Annotated in this window: 14 protein-coding genes, 1 pseudogene and 1 riboswitch; of the genes and pseudogenes, 9 read left to right on the forward strand and 6 right to left on the reverse strand. The window is 71.1% G+C overall.

The window, feature by feature from the left end:
- Positions 1 to 125: 125 nt before the first annotated feature.
- The 3 genes from ABZ937_RS04035 to ABZ937_RS04045 all read left to right on the forward strand — a co-directional run bounded on the left by ABZ937_RS04035 (position 126) and on the right by ABZ937_RS04045 (position 4,606).
- On the forward strand, positions 126 to 2,198 hold the full coding sequence (locus ABZ937_RS04035) for an alpha-galactosidase (RefSeq protein ID WP_361685441.1): 2,073 nt from the start codon (positions 126 to 128) through the stop codon (positions 2,196 to 2,198).
- Positions 2,199 to 2,501: 303 nt separating this feature from the next.
- Positions 2,502 to 2,662, forward strand: a riboswitch (cyclic di-AMP (ydaO/yuaA leader).
- Positions 2,663 to 2,667: 5 nt separating this feature from the next.
- Positions 2,668 to 3,576 (forward strand): peptidoglycan DD-metalloendopeptidase family protein, encoded by a 909-nt coding sequence (locus ABZ937_RS04040; protein WP_361685371.1) that lies wholly within the window; start codon positions 2,668 to 2,670, stop codon positions 3,574 to 3,576.
- Positions 3,577 to 3,820: 244 nt separating this feature from the next.
- On the forward strand, positions 3,821 to 4,606 hold the full coding sequence (locus ABZ937_RS04045; protein WP_361685443.1) for an SGNH/GDSL hydrolase family protein: 786 nt from the start codon (positions 3,821 to 3,823) through the stop codon (positions 4,604 to 4,606).
- Positions 4,607 to 4,660: 54 nt separating this feature from the next.
- On the opposite strand, the gene ABZ937_RS04050 is transcribed toward ABZ937_RS04045, so the two are convergent.
- Both ABZ937_RS04050 and ABZ937_RS04055 read right to left on the reverse strand, forming a co-directional pair.
- The gene (locus ABZ937_RS04050) at positions 4,661 to 5,281 is read right to left on the reverse strand and encodes a TetR family transcriptional regulator C-terminal domain-containing protein (protein WP_361685373.1); all 621 of its coding nucleotides are present in this window, start codon (positions 5,279 to 5,281) and stop codon (positions 4,661 to 4,663) included.
- Positions 5,282 to 5,328: 47 nt separating this feature from the next.
- On the reverse strand, positions 5,329 to 6,507 hold the full coding sequence (locus ABZ937_RS04055; protein ID WP_361685375.1) for a Glu/Leu/Phe/Val dehydrogenase dimerization domain-containing protein: 1,179 nt from the start codon (positions 6,505 to 6,507) through the stop codon (positions 5,329 to 5,331).
- A 181-nt stretch (positions 6,508 to 6,688) separates the two neighbouring features.
- Here ABZ937_RS04055 and ABZ937_RS04060 point away from each other — a divergent pair, with 181 nt between their 5' ends.
- Together ABZ937_RS04060 and ABZ937_RS04065 are read left to right on the forward strand one after the other, a co-directional pair.
- On the forward strand, positions 6,689 to 7,873 hold the full coding sequence (locus ABZ937_RS04060; protein WP_361685377.1) for an MBL fold metallo-hydrolase: 1,185 nt from the start codon (positions 6,689 to 6,691) through the stop codon (positions 7,871 to 7,873).
- Between the two features lie 290 nt (positions 7,874 to 8,163).
- Entirely contained in the window at positions 8,164 to 8,556 is a 393-nt protein-coding gene (locus ABZ937_RS04065) for a hypothetical protein (RefSeq protein ID WP_361685379.1), read from the forward strand.
- 62 nt (positions 8,557 to 8,618) lie between these two features.
- Here ABZ937_RS04065 and ABZ937_RS04070 read toward each other — a convergent pair whose 3' ends face one another.
- The gene (locus ABZ937_RS04070) at positions 8,619 to 9,155 is read right to left on the reverse strand and encodes an NTPase (RefSeq protein ID WP_361685381.1); all 537 of its coding nucleotides are present in this window, start codon (positions 9,153 to 9,155) and stop codon (positions 8,619 to 8,621) included.
- A 369-nt stretch (positions 9,156 to 9,524) separates the two neighbouring features.
- Here ABZ937_RS04070 and ABZ937_RS04075 point away from each other — a divergent pair, with 369 nt between their 5' ends.
- From ABZ937_RS04075 to ABZ937_RS04085, 3 genes are all read left to right on the forward strand, one after another.
- Complete coding sequence (locus ABZ937_RS04075) at positions 9,525 to 10,268, forward strand: TetR/AcrR family transcriptional regulator C-terminal domain-containing protein (protein WP_361685383.1); 744 nt, start codon at positions 9,525 to 9,527, stop codon at positions 10,266 to 10,268.
- A 160-nt stretch (positions 10,269 to 10,428) separates the two neighbouring features.
- Complete coding sequence (locus ABZ937_RS04080; RefSeq protein ID WP_361685385.1) at positions 10,429 to 10,737, forward strand: hypothetical protein; 309 nt, start codon at positions 10,429 to 10,431, stop codon at positions 10,735 to 10,737.
- An 18-nt stretch (positions 10,738 to 10,755) separates the two neighbouring features.
- Positions 10,756 to 11,829, forward strand: coding sequence for a M14 family metallopeptidase (locus ABZ937_RS04085; protein WP_361685387.1), 1,074 nt, complete (start codon positions 10,756 to 10,758; stop codon positions 11,827 to 11,829).
- Positions 11,830 to 11,892: 63 nt separating this feature from the next.
- Here the strand turns inward: ABZ937_RS04085 and ABZ937_RS04090 are convergent, their stop codons facing one another.
- From ABZ937_RS04090 to ABZ937_RS04100, 3 genes are read right to left on the reverse strand one after another with little or no spacing between them, the layout of a single operon-like run.
- The gene (locus ABZ937_RS04090) at positions 11,893 to 13,287 is read right to left on the reverse strand and encodes a hypothetical protein (RefSeq protein WP_361685389.1); all 1,395 of its coding nucleotides are present in this window, start codon (positions 13,285 to 13,287) and stop codon (positions 11,893 to 11,895) included.
- Positions 13,288 to 13,292: 5 nt separating this feature from the next.
- A complete protein-coding gene (locus tag ABZ937_RS04095) occupies positions 13,293 to 14,051 on the reverse strand; it encodes a hypothetical protein (protein ID WP_361685391.1) in 759 nt (252 codons plus the stop codon).
- Positions 14,052 to 14,083: 32 nt separating this feature from the next.
- Positions 14,084 to 14,356, reverse strand: a complete 273-nt coding sequence (locus tag ABZ937_RS04100) for an ABC transporter permease (RefSeq protein ID WP_361685393.1) — start codon at positions 14,354 to 14,356, stop codon at positions 14,084 to 14,086.
- 580 nt (positions 14,357 to 14,936) lie between these two features.
- Between ABZ937_RS04100 and ABZ937_RS04105 the strand changes: the two are divergent.
- Positions 14,937 to 15,379: pseudogene (locus tag ABZ937_RS04105) on the forward strand (ATP-binding protein); the annotation flags it as partial.

The following is a 15,379-nucleotide window of genomic DNA, read 5'->3' on the forward strand; positions in this document are numbered from 1 at the left end:
GCTCTGTCGACCATACGGCATCGATTTCCTCGGGCAATGAGTTGTCCACAGGCATTGTCAGCAGGGCCGGCGGCCCTCGATGATGTTGGCACTTGAGGGGATCTGTTGACACCTGTGAGGTCTCGATGGTGGACATCGCCGAAGACGGTCGCACCTGGCTCCTGTCAGGCCCCAGCAGCAGTTATGCCCTGCATCTCACCGGCGCGGACGAGCTGCTCCATCTGCACTGGGGGCCACGGATCGCGCTCGCCGACGCCGAGGCGCTCGCGCTGAGCCCCCTGCCCGGCTACTGGCCCTTCGAGTCCCCGCTCGACGGCCGGGAGGAGTACCCCGTCGAGGGCGGACCCCGCTTCGTCCGCCCCGCCCTGTCCGTCCGCACCGAGGAGCGGCGCGGCACCGAATGGCGCTTCGTGGCGTACGACACGGAGGGCGACGAGCTGCGGCTGCGCTTCGACGACGACGGCGTGGGGATCGCGCTGCACTACCGGATGCGCGGCGATGTCGTCGAGCGCTGGGTGACCGTCGAGAACGGCGGCCACGCGCGCGTGGAGCTGCTGCGGGCCGACGCCGCCACCTGGACCCTGCCCGACCGCGAGGGCTGGCGGCTGGCCCAGCTGCACGGCCGCTGGGCCGCCGAGTCCCGGCTCACCACCGCCCCGCTCACCTACGGCGAGAAGGTCATCGGCAGCCGCCGCGGCCACACCGGCCACCAGCACCTGCCCTGGGTCGCCCTCGACACCGACGCCACCGAGGAGCGCGGCGAGGTCTACGGCTGCGCGCTCGGCTGGTCCGGCTCCTGGCGCATCGCGGTCGCCCAACTCCCGGACGCGCGCGTGCAGATCACCGGCGGTGCCGGCCACGACGACTCGGGACTGCTGCTCCTTCAGCCGGGAGAGTCGTACACCACCCCTGTCTTCGCGGGCCTGTGGAGCGACGGTGGATACGGCGGCGCGAGCCGCACCTGGCACGCCTACCAGCGCGCGTACGTCATCCCGGAGGCCGAGCGGGACCGGCCCGTGCTGTTCAACTCCTGGGAGGCGACGAACTTCGACATCTCCGAGGAGCAGCAGGCCGCCCTCGCCCGCCGGGCCGCCGAGATCGGTGTCGAGCTGTTCGTGGTGGACGACGGCTGGTTCGGCGCCCGCACCAGCGACCGCGCCGGACTCGGCGACTGGACACCCAACCCCGACCGCTTCCCGCACGGCCTCAAGCCCCTCGCCGACCGGGTGCACGGCCTGGGTATGCGGTTCGGCATCTGGGTCGAGCCGGAGATGGTCAACCCGGACAGCGAGCTGTACCGCGCCCACCCCGACTGGGTGCAGTACCAACCGGGACGTAAGCGGACGGAACTGCGCAATCAGCTCGTTCTCAACCTCGCACGCGAGGACGTCCAGGAGTACCTGTGGGAGCAGCTGGACACCCTGCTCTCCAGCGCCCCGATCGACTATGTGAAGTGGGACTTCAACCGCTGCTTCACCGACGCGGGCTGGCCCGGGGAACCGTACCCGCAGCGCCTGTGGGTGGACCACGTCCGCGCCCTCTACGCCCTGCTCGACCGGCTGCGGGCCGCCCACCCCCAGGTGGCCTTCGAGTCCTGCTCGGGCGGCGGCGGCCGGATCGACCTCGGCGTGCTGAGCCGCACCGACCAGGTGTGGACCTCCGACAACACCGACCCGCTGGACCGCCTCGCCATTCAGTACGGCTTCACCCAGATCCACCCCGCGCGCGTGATGGCCGCCTGGGTCACCGACAGCCCGAACACGCAGCTCAACGGCCGGGTCAGCTCGCTGCGCTTCCGGTTCGTCAGTGCCATGGCGGGCGTGCTCGGGGTCGGCGGCGACCTGACGGAGTGGAGCGCGGAGGAGCTGGCCGAGGCCCGGCGGTGGGTGGAGCTGTACAAGGAGATCCGCCCGGTCGTGCAGCACGGCGAGCTGTACCGGCTGCGGCCCCCGACGGGCGGTCTGAGCGCCGTCCAGTACGTCCGGGGGGAGGAGACGGTCGTCCTCGCCTGGCTGCAGGCGCAGAGCCACGGAGAGCCGGTGCCGGCGGTACGGCTGCGCGGACTCGACCCGACGGCATCGTACGAATGCCGCGAAACGGGCGAAGTGTACCGGGGTGCGGTGCTGCTGCATCACGGAGTGCGCACGGGACTCAAGGGTGACCTGGATGCGATGGTTCTCCGTCTGCGCCGCATCTGAGCTATCTGCCCGAATTAGCGCCTTCATTCCAACTCGCTACGGAATAGGGGTCCATGGGGGCGAGTGGCGTGAGGAGCGTCATATCCGTGACCGTACGTCGCGCGTCATGTTCACGTAATCGCCGTATCGAAAAGGCGAATTGAGGGAGCGAAGGGCGCGGGAATTCACGCTGGGTGACCGTGAATTCCCGTATCCGATCATCCGAAACACGGACAACGGGAACCTGCCGCTTGTTTCCGTGCGTCTTGCTCGCTTACGTTCCCAACCATTCCGGACGGAACGCCGAATCCTGCCGCCGACCGGAGTCCCCACACACTTGACCCGCGTCGGCAGGAGCGGGGGACCCACCAGGTACGACTGCCTGTCCGGTCTCCGCGACAGGCCAGGGGTGCAGCCGTGCGCGCACGGCCGGGCAGCTCCAGCCCGAACCCGACAGCTCACCTCGCAGGCGCCGGAGAGGAATTGCGCCATGCCCCCCAAGGGTAAGCACCGACGCCCCAAGACCCCGCGTTTTTCCCGCTCCATCGCCGTCGCCGGAACCGGTGGCGCCGCCCTGGCCCTCCCGCTGCTCGGGGCCACCGGAGCGCACGCCGCCGCCCCCGCGCAGTCCGTGTCCGGAAAGGCCGTGCAGTCCCTCCCGGGCACGGTGAAGAAGGCCGCCGCACAGTCGGATCAGGCCGCGCGCACCTACACGGTCCGCAGCGGCGACTGCCTCTCGAAGATCGCCGAGGAGCAACACGTCCGGGGCGGCTGGCAGCGGCTCTACGACGACAACCGGCAGGCCGTCGGTGCCGACCCGTCGCTGATCCACCCGGGCCTGAAGCTCAGCCTCGGCGAGAAGGCCGCGCCGGCCCGCACCGAGTCCGCCGCCCCGCAGCAGCACTCCTCGGCCGCCTCGAAGCCCTCACGGTCGGCCGCCGCACAGCCCGCCCGGCAGTCCGGGTCCGGCGGCGCCCAGACCGCCTCCGCCGGCTACACCCTCCCCGTCGCCGGCGCCACCATCGGCACCGGCTACCACGTGGCCGGCAGCATGTGGTCCAGCGGCTACCACACCGGCGTCGACTTCGTCGTGCCGACCGGCACCCCCCTGAAGGCCGTCGCCGCCGGCACCGTCGTCTCCGCCGGCTGGGGCGGCGCGTACGGCAACCAGGTCGTCATCAAGCTGAACGACGGCTACTACGCCCAGTACGCCCACCTGTCGCAGCTCTCCGTCTCGGCCGGCCAGACCGTGACCGCGGGCCAGCAGGTCGGCCTGTCCGGCGCCACCGGCAATGTGACCGGCCCGCACCTGCACTTCGAGATCCGCACCACGCCGGACTACGGCTCGGACGTGGACCCCGTCGGCTACCTCCGCACGCACGGCGTCGCCGTCGGCTGACGCCCGGCCCCCTCGCACCACCTGCCTGACACGCTGCCGAAGGCCGGACCCTCGATCCCCGGGTCCGGCCTTCGGTGTGTTCCGCGTTCAACAGCCCAGGGAGCAGCCGTATTCCTGATTGGCAAATTCTTTAGGAGTGGCTCATCTCACCGTTCGTCAACCCCTGCCTACGGTCGCGTAGGTCACATCTGAAGGTGAATCATGGTCCGACGTGGCAGACGATTCGAAGAATGACAGCAGATCAGTGATCGGGTCGTACGTGGCGGTGGGGGACAGCTTCACCGAGGGCGTCGGCGATCCCGGGCCCGACGGGGCGTTCGTGGGCTGGGCCGACCGGTTCGCGGTGCTGCTCGCCGACCGGCGTCCCGAGGGCGACTTCCAGTACACCAACCTCGCCGTGCGCGGGAAGCTGCTGGACCAGATCGTGGCCGACCAGCTTCCGCAGGCCGTCGACATCGCTCCGGACCTGGTCTCCTTCTGCGCGGGCGGCAACGACATCATCCGCCCGGGCACCGACCCCGACGAGGTGGCCGAGCGCTTCGAGCGCGCCGTGGCGCAGCTGACCGAGGCCGCCGGCACCGTGCTGGTGACGACCGGCTTCGACACCCGTGGTGTCCCCGTGCTCAAGCATCTGCGCGGCAAGATCGCCACCTACAACGGGCACGTCCGCGCCATCGCCGACCGGTACGGCTGCCCCGTGCTCGACCTGTGGTCCCTGAAGTCCGTGCAGGACCGCAGGGCCTGGGACAGCGACCGGCTGCACCTCTCGCCCGAGGGGCACACGCGTGTGGCCCTGCGCGCCGGACAGGCCCTCGGCCTGGAGATCCCCGCCGACCCGGAGCAGCCGTGGCCGCCGCTGCCGCCCCGGGGCACCCTGGACGTCCGCCGCGACGACGTCCAGTGGGCCCGCGAATACCTCGTCCCCTGGATCGGGCGCCGACTGCGCGGCGAGTCCTCCGGCGACCACGTGACCGCGAAGGGCACGCTGTCGCCGGACGACATCAAGATGCGCATCGCCTCGGTCGCCTGACCCGACCGCCCGTGCCCCGGGCCCCTGTGGTCCGGGGCGCGGACGCGTGCGCGCTCACCGCTCCCGTCCGGTCAACGCCCGCCGGTCCAGGCCCAGTTCCCGGGCGAGCGCGTCGTCCACCCACTCCTGCGCCCGGGACCGCGCCACCGCGCCCGGGTAGGACGTCAGCTGCACCGCGAGCCCGTCCAGCAGCGCGGTCAGCCGCAGCGCCGCACCGACCGGGTCCGCGCAGCCGAACTCGCCGGCCGCCACGCCCTCGGCGATGACCTCCGTGATCGCCGCCTTCCACTGCTTGTCCAGGTCCCGGGTGACCTCCCGCAGGGCGGGCTCACGCAGCGCCACGGCCCAGCCCTCGATCCACAGCCGCCAGCCCTTGGCCTGCCCGGTCGGCGCGTACCAGCGCACCGCGGCCCGCAGCCGGCGCAGCGCGGTGGTCCGCCGGCCCAGCAGCTTGCGCAGGTGCGCGAGGTCGTCCTGGGCCGCGTACGTGAACGCGGCGGCGACCAGCTTCTCCTTCGTGGAGAAGTGGTACAGCACCAGCGCGTTGCTCACCCCGAGGGCCGCGGCCACGTCGGCGATCCTGACCGCCGCCACGCCCCGCGCCTCGATCTGCTCTATCGCCGCCCGCAGCAGCTCCTCCCGCCGCTCCGCCACGCTCAACCGCACTCTCGCCACGCGGTCACCCTAGCCGCTGACCCCTACGGCCGAACCCGTCGGGAGCGTCAGCGATACCAGCCGAAGCGCTCCGCGATCACCGGCAGCCGGTCGGTCACCAGGGCGTGCGCGGCCGCGCGCGGTGTCGTCCCGTCGGCCTCCGCGCGGTCGAGCATCAGGCCCACCAGGGCGCGCATCGAGCGCCGGATGTACGCGAACGCCTCGTCGGCGTCCGCTCCGATGTCGCCGAACAGGGTCCACCACCACCAGGCGTTCGTCCCGGAGTTGACCACCACGTCCGGCAGCACCGTCACCCCGCGCGCGGCCAGCAGCGCCTCCGCCTCGGCGACGACGGGCATGTTGGCGGCCTCGACGATCCAGCGCGCCCGGATCCGCTCCTGGCACGCGCTGTCGACCGCGTACGACACGGCGGCCGGCACCAGCACCTCCGCCTCCGTGGACAGCCAGGCGTCGCCGGGCAGTTCGCGGTCGCCCGGGCGCAGCGCGCCGCGGTCGACGGTGCCGTAGCCGTCGCGCGCCGCCAGCAGCGCCTCGACGTCGAGCCCCGCCGGGTTGGCGATCGTGCCCTTGAGGTCGGCCACGGCCACCACCGTCAGACCCGCGCGCGCGAGGAAGCGCGCGGTGGCCCCGCCCATCGTGCCGAGCCCCTGCACGGCGACCCGGGTACCCGCGTACGGCACCGCCGCCCGGTCCAGGGCCGCCAGCACCGACTCGGCGACCCCGCAGCCGCCCGCCAGCTCGTCCAGGCCGATGCCGTCCACCTCCACCGCGAAGGCGTCCGCGAGCCGCTCACGGGCCGCCGACTCGTCGTCGAGCAGCGGATACACCGCCTGCACGGTGGAGACCAGGCCCGCCTCGGCCGCCGCGCGGTCCACCAGGTCCTGGCTCAGGCCGAGATCCTCGCCGGTGGCCCACAGGCTCTCGATGTACGGCCGCATGGCGCGCAGATAGCGGACGAGGAGCCCGTACGCCCGTGGGTCCCGCGGATCGCAGTCGATGCCGCCCTTCGCGCCGCCGAGGGGGATGTAGCGGCCCGCGGGGTCGTAGTGCAGGGCCTCCTTCATCGTCATGCCACGGGCGAGCCCCGCCACCTCCTCCAGCGTGCAGCCGGGCCGCATCCGCAGCCCGCCGCTGGCCACGCCCCGCACCAGCCGGTCCACGACGAGGAAGCCCCGGCGGCCCGTGACATGGTCGGTCCAGACGAGCGACATCAGCGGGGCGGTCATGCGATCTCCGGGGGAGCGACGGCGAATGTTACTGAACCGCGAGTCAGTATCAGGAGCCGGTCCCGGCCCTGTCAACGCACTGGGCGGATCACCGGCGGCGGCCGGGTGCACCCCGCCGTGTCCGGACTGTCGGAGGGGCCGACCATAATGGAGGGCCTCACCCACTCCACCGGGAGGTACCGTGACCGGTTTGCGTTCCGCCAGCTCCGGGCTCCGCGTGCTGCGGCCCGCTGCCTTCGGCGCGGACCCCAGCGGTGAGCGCCTGGCGCGTATCCGCCGCTCGCCGCACTTCAAGGACGGTGTCTTCCAGAACCCCGGCGGCCCCGCGCGCACCCGGCCGTCCGGCTCCACGCGCGATCTCGCCAAGGTGTTCCTCGACAAGGACACCCGTCCGTTGCGCGCCCCCAAGGGCACCGTTCCGGTGCACCCCACGACCTTCGCCGACCTGGCCAAGCCGCCCGCGTCCGGACTCAGACTGACCTGGATGGGCCACTCCAGCGTGCTCGCCGAGATGGACGGTCACCGGGTCCTGTTCGACCCCGTCTGGGGCGAGCGCTGCTCCCCGTTCCCCTTCGCCGGGCCCAAGCGGCTGCACCCGGTCCCGCTGCCGCTGGCCGCGCTCGGACCGGTCGACGTCGTCGTCATCTCCCACGACCACTACGACCACCTGGACCTGCCCACCATCAAGGCGCTGGCCGGCACGGACACCGTGTTCGCCGTGCCGCTCGGCGTCGGCGCCCACCTCGAACACTGGGGCGTCTCCCCGGACCGGCTGCGCGAACTGGACTGGCACGAGTCCACCCGGGTCGGCGGGCTCACCCTCACCGCCACCCCGGCCCGCCACTTCTGCGGCCGGGGCCTGCGCAACACCCAGCACACCCTCTGGGCGTCCTGGGCCGTCGCCGGCGAAGAGCACCGGATCTACCACAGCGGAGACACCGGCTACTTCGACGGCTTCACGGACATCGGCGCCACCCACGGCCCGTTCGACGCCACGATGATCCAGCTCGGGGCGTACAGCGAGTTCTGGCCCGACATCCACATGACTCCCGAGGAGGGCCTGCGCGCCCACCTCGACCTGCAGGGCGGAGCGCCGCACGGCGTGCTGCTGCCGATCCACTGGGGCACCTTCAACCTCGCCCCGCATCCCTGGGCCGAGCCGGGGGAGTGGACGCTGGCCGCAGCGGACGCGGTCGGGCAGGCGGTCGCCGTCCCTGTACCGGGCCAGCCCTTCGAGCCTGCTGGAGTCCTCCCCACGCGCCCGTGGTGGCGGGATGTGTCCCTGCCGCTGGACCGCAAGTGGCCCGTTCCGGAGATCATGCCGGTGGCGTCTCGTGACGACCTCGACCTTGTGGGCGAGGGCTGACCGCGGAGAGCATGGGGCGTCGACTCTCGAACTCGGGTAAGCGGGCTGCATATCGGTCAAAAGTGGACATAGTGCCCGCTGCTCGCTAGGGTCGAAACGTACGTCACACCTGTAGGACTGCTCCATCGCAGGGGAGTTGGCGTCCGAAGCCGGAATCAAGCGGCTCCCCCATGGCGCTCAGCGCCATCCAGTGCGAATGCACAGCCGACCCCCATGCCGGGCATGCGGGGTCGAATGCAGCCCTCAGCGGCAGGTGCGCTCGGCAAAGCCGTCTGAACGTGGGGTCTGAAATGCGGAATACCAGCAGCAACACAAGGAAGACGCTCGGCTCCGTCGCGGTCGTGGCCTCGCTGGCACTCGCCGCTCCCCTGGTGGCGACCGGCACGGCACACGCCGCAGTGAAGGTTGCCGTATCGGGAACGGTGAGCTGTGCGAAATTCGGGGATTCCGTGCCGGACACCATCACGATAACGCCCAGGAAGGGAGCTGCCGACTCGGACGAGCTCCCCGGTAACGACGAGGTCGAGGCGTACTCGGTCGTGCTCACAGGAATTCCGACGAACGGAACGGTGGCCACCGCCAAGATCACCTGCGTGGACAGCGACAACGAGAAGAACTCGTACGCCAAGACGTTCACGGTCAAAAAGCCCCCGGCCGGCCCCCTGACCAAGAATTTCGTGTAGCCCTTCGAGGGTTGGACGCGAGAACGTCCCGTCGGCTGCCGGCCGGCGGGGCGTTCTGCTCGTCATGGCTCTTCGAGCCGGGCTGCCAGATCCTCGGGGAGCGTGTCCCGGTTGGTCCGGGTCACTTGGAGCAGCGTGACGTCAGGGCGCTGCTTGAGGGCGTCGGTGAACGGGTCATGGTGTGCGTGGACTGTGGCGACGATGTCGATGTCGGACTCGAACAGACACCGGACCGTGTCCTGGAACGCGGTGCAGGCCAGTTCCATGCGCCCGAGCTCGTCGATCAGCACGAGATCTCCAGCAGTGGGATCCGCTGCCACCGACATGAGCGACGGCAGCGCCAACTGCTCGATGACGTCCGGATCGACGCCGTACCGGCCCACCCGCGGGGGACCCGGGAAGTCGACATGGGCGAGCACGGCTCGGCGACCGCCCTCCAGCGTCTCCAGCGCGAAACCGGTGCGTGCACCGCCCTGCCGGATCTCCTCCGTGGTGAAGCCGACGGTCCTGCGGTCGCGCAGGAGCGTGGCCAGTCGGCGGACAAGGGTCGTTTTGCCCGCGCCGGGGCGTCCTTCGAGCAGGATTCTCGTCGGCATCATGTCCTGGCTTCGTACGTCTCGCGGAACAACGCGAGATCGGGGTGATCCGGTGTCATGTCGTCGAGCATGGCGCATCGTCGGGTCGAAGTGGGCTGTGGACGCGGTGAAGTCGCCCTGCGCGCATCCCCCTTGCCTCCGCTCTGACCAGGTTGCGAAGCCGTAACCGCAGGGCCGGCGGGCCTGCTCGGGGCCGGGACCTCCAGCGCATCGGACGAGGGAACCGGTGCCACGTCGATGACGACCGCACCGCCCCCGTCGGCCCCGGCGGCCGAGACCCTGATGGTCGGGTCCTGACCGGCAGGAGGTTCCGTTTCTGCGGATAAAACGTACGATTATGAATGAAATGTACGTTGTACGCGGAGCATGGCCATGGTAGAGCGCAACAAACCGGACCGGCGGCGACGTCTCAGTCGTCCCGTGGTGCTCGCCGCTGCCGTCGCCCTAGTGGACCGGGAGGGGCTGACGGCCCTGACCATGCGCCGGCTGGCGGCCGACCTGGGTGTGGAGCCGATGGCGCTCTACCGCTACATCGACGGCAAGGAGGGGCTGCTCGACGGCCTGGTGGAGGCATTCTTCGCCGAGGTCAACGAACGCCTGCGGACCTCCGTCGAGCGGGTCCGCCCTGACGCGGCCTCCGCGTCGGCCGAACCGCCGTGGCGGACCGAACTGCGCCGCATCGCACGGGCGTTCGCCGGTGCCGTGCACGCCCATCCCGAGGTGCTGCCCGTGGTGGCCACCCGCCCGCTCGCCGTGCCCGTGGCCCGGCGGCCCGAGCCCTGGCTCCAGCTGACGGAGCACCTGTTCGCGGTCCTCGCCCGCGCCGGATTCGACGACGCCACCGCGCTGATGATCTACCGCACCTTCGTGTCCTGGACCCTCGGCTGTCTGCTCGTGGACAAGCGCCAGGTCGTCGACAACCCGGAGGAGCCGGACCCGGTGCTGCGCCTCGGCCTGCACCGGCTGTCCGCCGCCGACTATCCACGGCTGCGCGCCCTCGTTCCGCACTTCGGCGAGTACGACGACGAACGCGAACTCACCAATGGCCTCGACAGTCTCCTGAGCCAGCTGCCCGAAGCGCCTCTTGACGCGTTCTACGGCGGCGGAGCACCCTGAGAGTACGACGTACACATCCGGCATACAGCCCTGCATCGTCGTAAATTGCACATAGCTTCGATCTCACTGCCCATCGCCCGGAAACCTTGCGTTTCTCCCGCGCAGACTCGCGCCGTCGGCACGGCCTGAGCGCGCCCCGACGGCGCTGGAAGAAGCCGTCATGTCCAGCAGTCCTCAGCCCATCCTGCGCGTGCGGGTGACCGCCCGGGATGTCGAAACCCTGCGCGCACTCCTGCGCGAGGCCCATCCCGACGTCGGCGGGCTCGCTCGCCGCGCCGACGACGGGAGCTGCTCCGTCGTGGCCTACGTCTCCCCCGAGGAGGCCGAGGCGCTCCAGCGCGACGGCGTGTCCGTCACCGTGACCGGGGACGTCACGGCCGAGGGGCAGGCGCGTCTGGCCGAGGTCGGCCACGGCGACCGGTTCGCCCCCGCCGACGCCGTACCGCACGGACTGGCCGACAAGATCTAGGCCGCCGGGAGGGCCGCCATGTCGTACCTGAACATCACCGAGGTCGAGTCCGCCGTGACCAGCCTGGCCACCGCCTTCCCGAGCACGAGCGAGCTGATCGACCTGCCCGAGCCCTCGGTCGAGGGCCGCGCCTGCCACGCCCTGCGGATCGGATCCGTCCCGGCCGGGACCAACGACTGCGCCGTGCTGATCGGCGGCGTGCACGCCCGTGAATGGGGCAGCTGCGAGATCCTCGTCCACCTCGCCGCCGACCTGCTGGAGGCGTACCGAGGCGGCACCGGTCTCGCGTACGGCGGAACCACCTTCACCGCGGACGACGTGCGCAAGATCCTGCTCGAACTGGACCTCGTCGTCTTCCCGCTGGTCAACCCGGACGGCCGGCTCTACAGCCAGACCGTCGAGCCGATGTGGCGCAAGAACCGCAACCCGGCGCGGTCCGGCGGCGATCCCGATCGCATCGGCGTCGACATCAACCGCAACTACGATTTCCTGTTCGACTTCGACACCGCCTTCCACCCCTACGCGGCACCTCGCGTCTCGGCCGATCCCGGCGAGCTCGTGTACCAGGGACCGGAGCCCTTCTCCGAGCCCGAGACCCGCAACGTCCGCTGGCTGTTCGACACGTGGCCGCGCACCCGCTGGTTCGTCGACGTGCACAGCTTCTCCGAGGACATGCTGACCGTCTGGGGCGACGACGAGAGCCAGTCCCACGACGCCCAGCAGAACTTCCTCAACGCCGTCTACGACCGCCGGCGCGGTCTCGCCTCGGACGCCTACGCGGAGTACTTGGAGAAGTCCGACGCCGACGACTCCACCGTGCTCGCCGAACGGTTCTGCGCGGCGGTCAACGGCGTACGCGGCCGTACCTACCGCCCGATGTCCGGCTACCAGCTGTATCCCACCTGTGGAACCAGCGACGACTACGCGTACTCCCGGCACATCGTCGACGAGAGCAAGGGCAAGATCCTCGGCTTCACCATCGAGTGGGGTGACGAGGCCGGCGGCTTCCACCCGCCCTGGGCCGAAATGGAGCGGATCGTCCTGGACGTCGACGCCGGGCTCGTCCAGTTCTGCCTCACGGCACTCTCCTGACCACCGCAGGGTCGCATGGGACGAGGCGCCCGCCGGAGCGGCGGGCGCCTCGGCCGTGATCGCCTACGCGGCCCGGTGGAAGAAGAACGGGTCGATGGACGTCGGCACCCGCGTCACGTTGTCCAGGTCGAGCAGTTGGTGATGCACGAAGTCGGCGTGCCGCCGATAGGTCACACCCTCCGGGAAGTTGGCCAGGTCGGGCGTGTTGTTCCCGGAGAACACGCCGTAGAAGTCCCGGCCGACCGTGAGCAGCCGGATGTAGTCGCCCAGGTACGGCAGGAAGCGCGCGACGGGCACGGTGGCCGACGCCTGGTGCAGCACATGCCGCTCCGCCGTGGTCTGCCAGGCGTCGTCCGTCAGCTCCAGCGACGTCACCCACTGCCCCTGCTTGAACTGCTGGCAGGCGAGGCCGAGCAGGGAGTCGGTGTTGACGGCCAGCGCCGGATTCTTGGCGTCGGTGACGGTACGGACGTCCGACGACCAGGTCTGCCCGAGGTCGGTCGAACGGCGCACGTGCAGGGTGCAGCCCGTCTGCCCGCCGACGCGGTCGCACCAGGCCACCCAGACACTCGCCGCGTCCGCGGGGTCCACCGCGATCGAGAGATCGCCGCCGAGGCGCTCCTGGCCCATGAACGCGTTGAACCGCTCGGACCGCCCCGTCGCCACCCGCTGGCCGATGGCCGAGTCGCCGGCGTCCTTGAGATCCTGGAAGGCGCTCGCGCCGACGCCCCCGTCGTCGTCACGGGTGACGACGACGTCGAACGTGACGTTCACGGTGTCGCCCCCGCCGTCGGTCGCGTCCGCCCAGCTCTCGAAGGCCGCGTAGACCGTGCCGTTCGGGTGCACGGCGGTCCGTACGGGCGGTCCGTCCTGGCTGGACGGGGTGCGCTGCTCGATGGTGTTGCGCTGGAAGCCGGCGGGCGCCGGAGCCGTGCGGGCGTTGCCGGAGACGTCCACGGCGGCGGACCTGGGGGGCCGGCCCAGGTCGTTGTTGCCGACGTAGACACGGTCGCGGGTGCCGCCGTTCACCTGGACGCTCCCGGCCTCGACCCACGGCTGGTCGACCCGGTCCCGGCTGACGAGCAGCTCCATGGGCGCCGCCGCGGAGATGTCCGGCGAGCGCAGGATCTGCATGCGGAGGATGTCCTGCAGGGATGCCTTCGCGTTGAGGATGCCCGCGTACAGGGCACCGCCTTCGGACGCGAAGCCGACCGAGATGTCACCCGTGCCGAGCCGCGCGGTCCCGCCCGGAACGATGCTGCGCAGCACCCAGGTGTCCCCGCCGTCGGTCGACACGTAGACCGGGGCGAGCGGCCCGCCCATCGGGTCGGGAGTGAACGCGGTCGCCACGATCAGCTCGGGGTGCTCCGGGTTGACGGCGAGGCTGGGCTCGGCGTCCTGGGTACGGTCCCCGCTCAGTGCGACGGGGGTGATGTTGACGACCTTGAGCGTGGGCATGCCCGTCACCTCCGCGCTGCCTGCAGCGTTTCGAGATTCTGCTCCGGCTGGTAGTCCTCCGGGTGGAGGATCTGGAAGGGCGCCCACTCGGCCAGCGCGCCCTCGGTCGCGTGCAGGAACCACATGCCCTGCTGCGAGGCCTGCGGCTTGGGAGCGTCGTACCAGCGGAAGTCGCGGCTGTTGGGGTAGAGCACCGTGAGCTGCCCCGGAGCCACCGCCCCCTGCTCCACATGCGCCACGTCGAGCAGCGCGAGCCACCAGTCGGGGGCGTGCTCCGAGACCCGTTCGCCCGAGGCTGTCGGGCTCGCCGCCTGACGCAGCCCCACGACGACGCCGACGACGACCGCGTCCGCCTCGTCGGCGTGGGCGACCATGTCCGTGTCCCGCAGATCGCGTTCCACCGCCGAGAACGGCATGGCGTCGGCGGTCCTCGCCGCGCGGGACACATGCGGCTGCACCGCCTCGGCGGGCAGGCGCCCGACCTCCTGGACGGCGAGACCCTCGCCGTAGGCCGTTCCGTCGGTGAAGAAGGCCGCCGCGTCGCCGACGGCCGGCGGGTCGAGGTCGTCCGACAGCCGTACGGTGACCTCGCTGCCGCCGAGCCGCTTGAAGGCGTCCGGCGCGTGCAGCACCTCGGCCACCCGGACCACGGCCGTACGGTCGTCGGCCGGGACGCTCGCCACGCGCGAGTCGCCGAGCCGGACGACCGTGCCGAGGAAGCTCAGAGGGGCCTTGCGGACGAGTTCGCTGAGGTCTTCAGGCATGACAGTCCTCCGTCTCCCTCAGCCTGGTGCCGCTAGCGGGCGGAATGCGCGCCGGCGGGGTGGGTGCGGCGCCACTCGACGCGCGCGCCGAGCGCGCACAGGGCGGTGACCAGGGCGGTGATGGCCACGATCAGCCATTCGACCGCCCCGCTGCCGGCGTCCGGATCGACATCGAAAGCGAGTTCGATCCACTGGGGCCAGATCAGCGTGATGAGGAAGAGCAGCCCGGACAAGGTCCCCAGGCCGACTTCCGCCCAGAACCGCGTCCGTGCCGGGCCCGGTTCGCGAAGCGCGTGGAAGGCCATGGAGAGCCTCCCCTCTGTCGTGCCGTGACGCGCGGGATATGTGCCGTGCACCCATGTGTCGTACACCTACGAAGCACACGTACTACGTACACCAGTCTCAGCTTCGCCCGCACGCCGGTCAAGGCCAAAGCGAGCACGTTGCGTAACAATCGGCCGGGGCGGGGCGGGTGTCGAGGCGCCCGTGATCGCCGCGGTGGCGGGGTGGAGGGAGTTCGGCGATGGGTGTCGCTGTCGCTCGACTCGGGGGATCGGCGTGCGGGTGATCGACCCGCTCGTTCCGTTCACGACCGCCTGTGAGCAGGGGAGATCGGTTCTGGTCGGGTTCGATCGGGTGTCGAGCAGCGGTCATCGGACTTTCGTACGAGACCTCATACCAGAGCGGGACGCTCCTCGGGGGACTTTGTCAACTGCCCACCGCACATGATGCCCAGGCAACTACTGTGAGTGTCCGTCGGGCGACGCGCACCGGATTCGCCTGTCCCGCCGTCCGACGCCGCGATGACGCACGCCCGCATCGACGCATGCCCGCGGCGCGCACCGCACGAGGACACAGGACCGACGGACCAGTACGAGGACGCAGATGTCTCACCTCCGAGCACCGGCCGCCCGCGCCGACCGCCGCGAGGGCGGCCAGCACGGGCGGCCGGTCGCCCGACCCGCTCCCGCACTGCCCGAAACACACATACGGCCCCAGCTCATGCGGCTCGCCGTCCTGCCGCCCCTCGCGGTCGCGCTCAGCGCCGCCGCCGCGGTGCTGTTCAGCATCCGCTCCACCGGCGCACGAACCGGCCCCGTCCTGTGGGCCGTGCTCGCCGGAGCGGTCACGGTGACCGTCGCCGGCATCCTGATCGCCGCCGTGGCCGCCGACCGCGCCGCCCGCACGGTCGCCGACCGCGTCGACGCGCTCCGCCGCACCGCCGCCCGCGGCGAGGCCGACCTGCACTCCCTGGTCGACGCGCTGCGGCAGGGTCTCGGCCCTGCTGGCGGCCGCCCAGCTGGGCATCACGCTGTGCACGCTGGTCC

It is taken from the genome of Streptomyces sp. NPDC046727 (genome assembly GCF_040645635.1).
Lineage (GTDB): Bacteria > Actinomycetota > Actinomycetes > Streptomycetales > Streptomycetaceae > Streptomyces.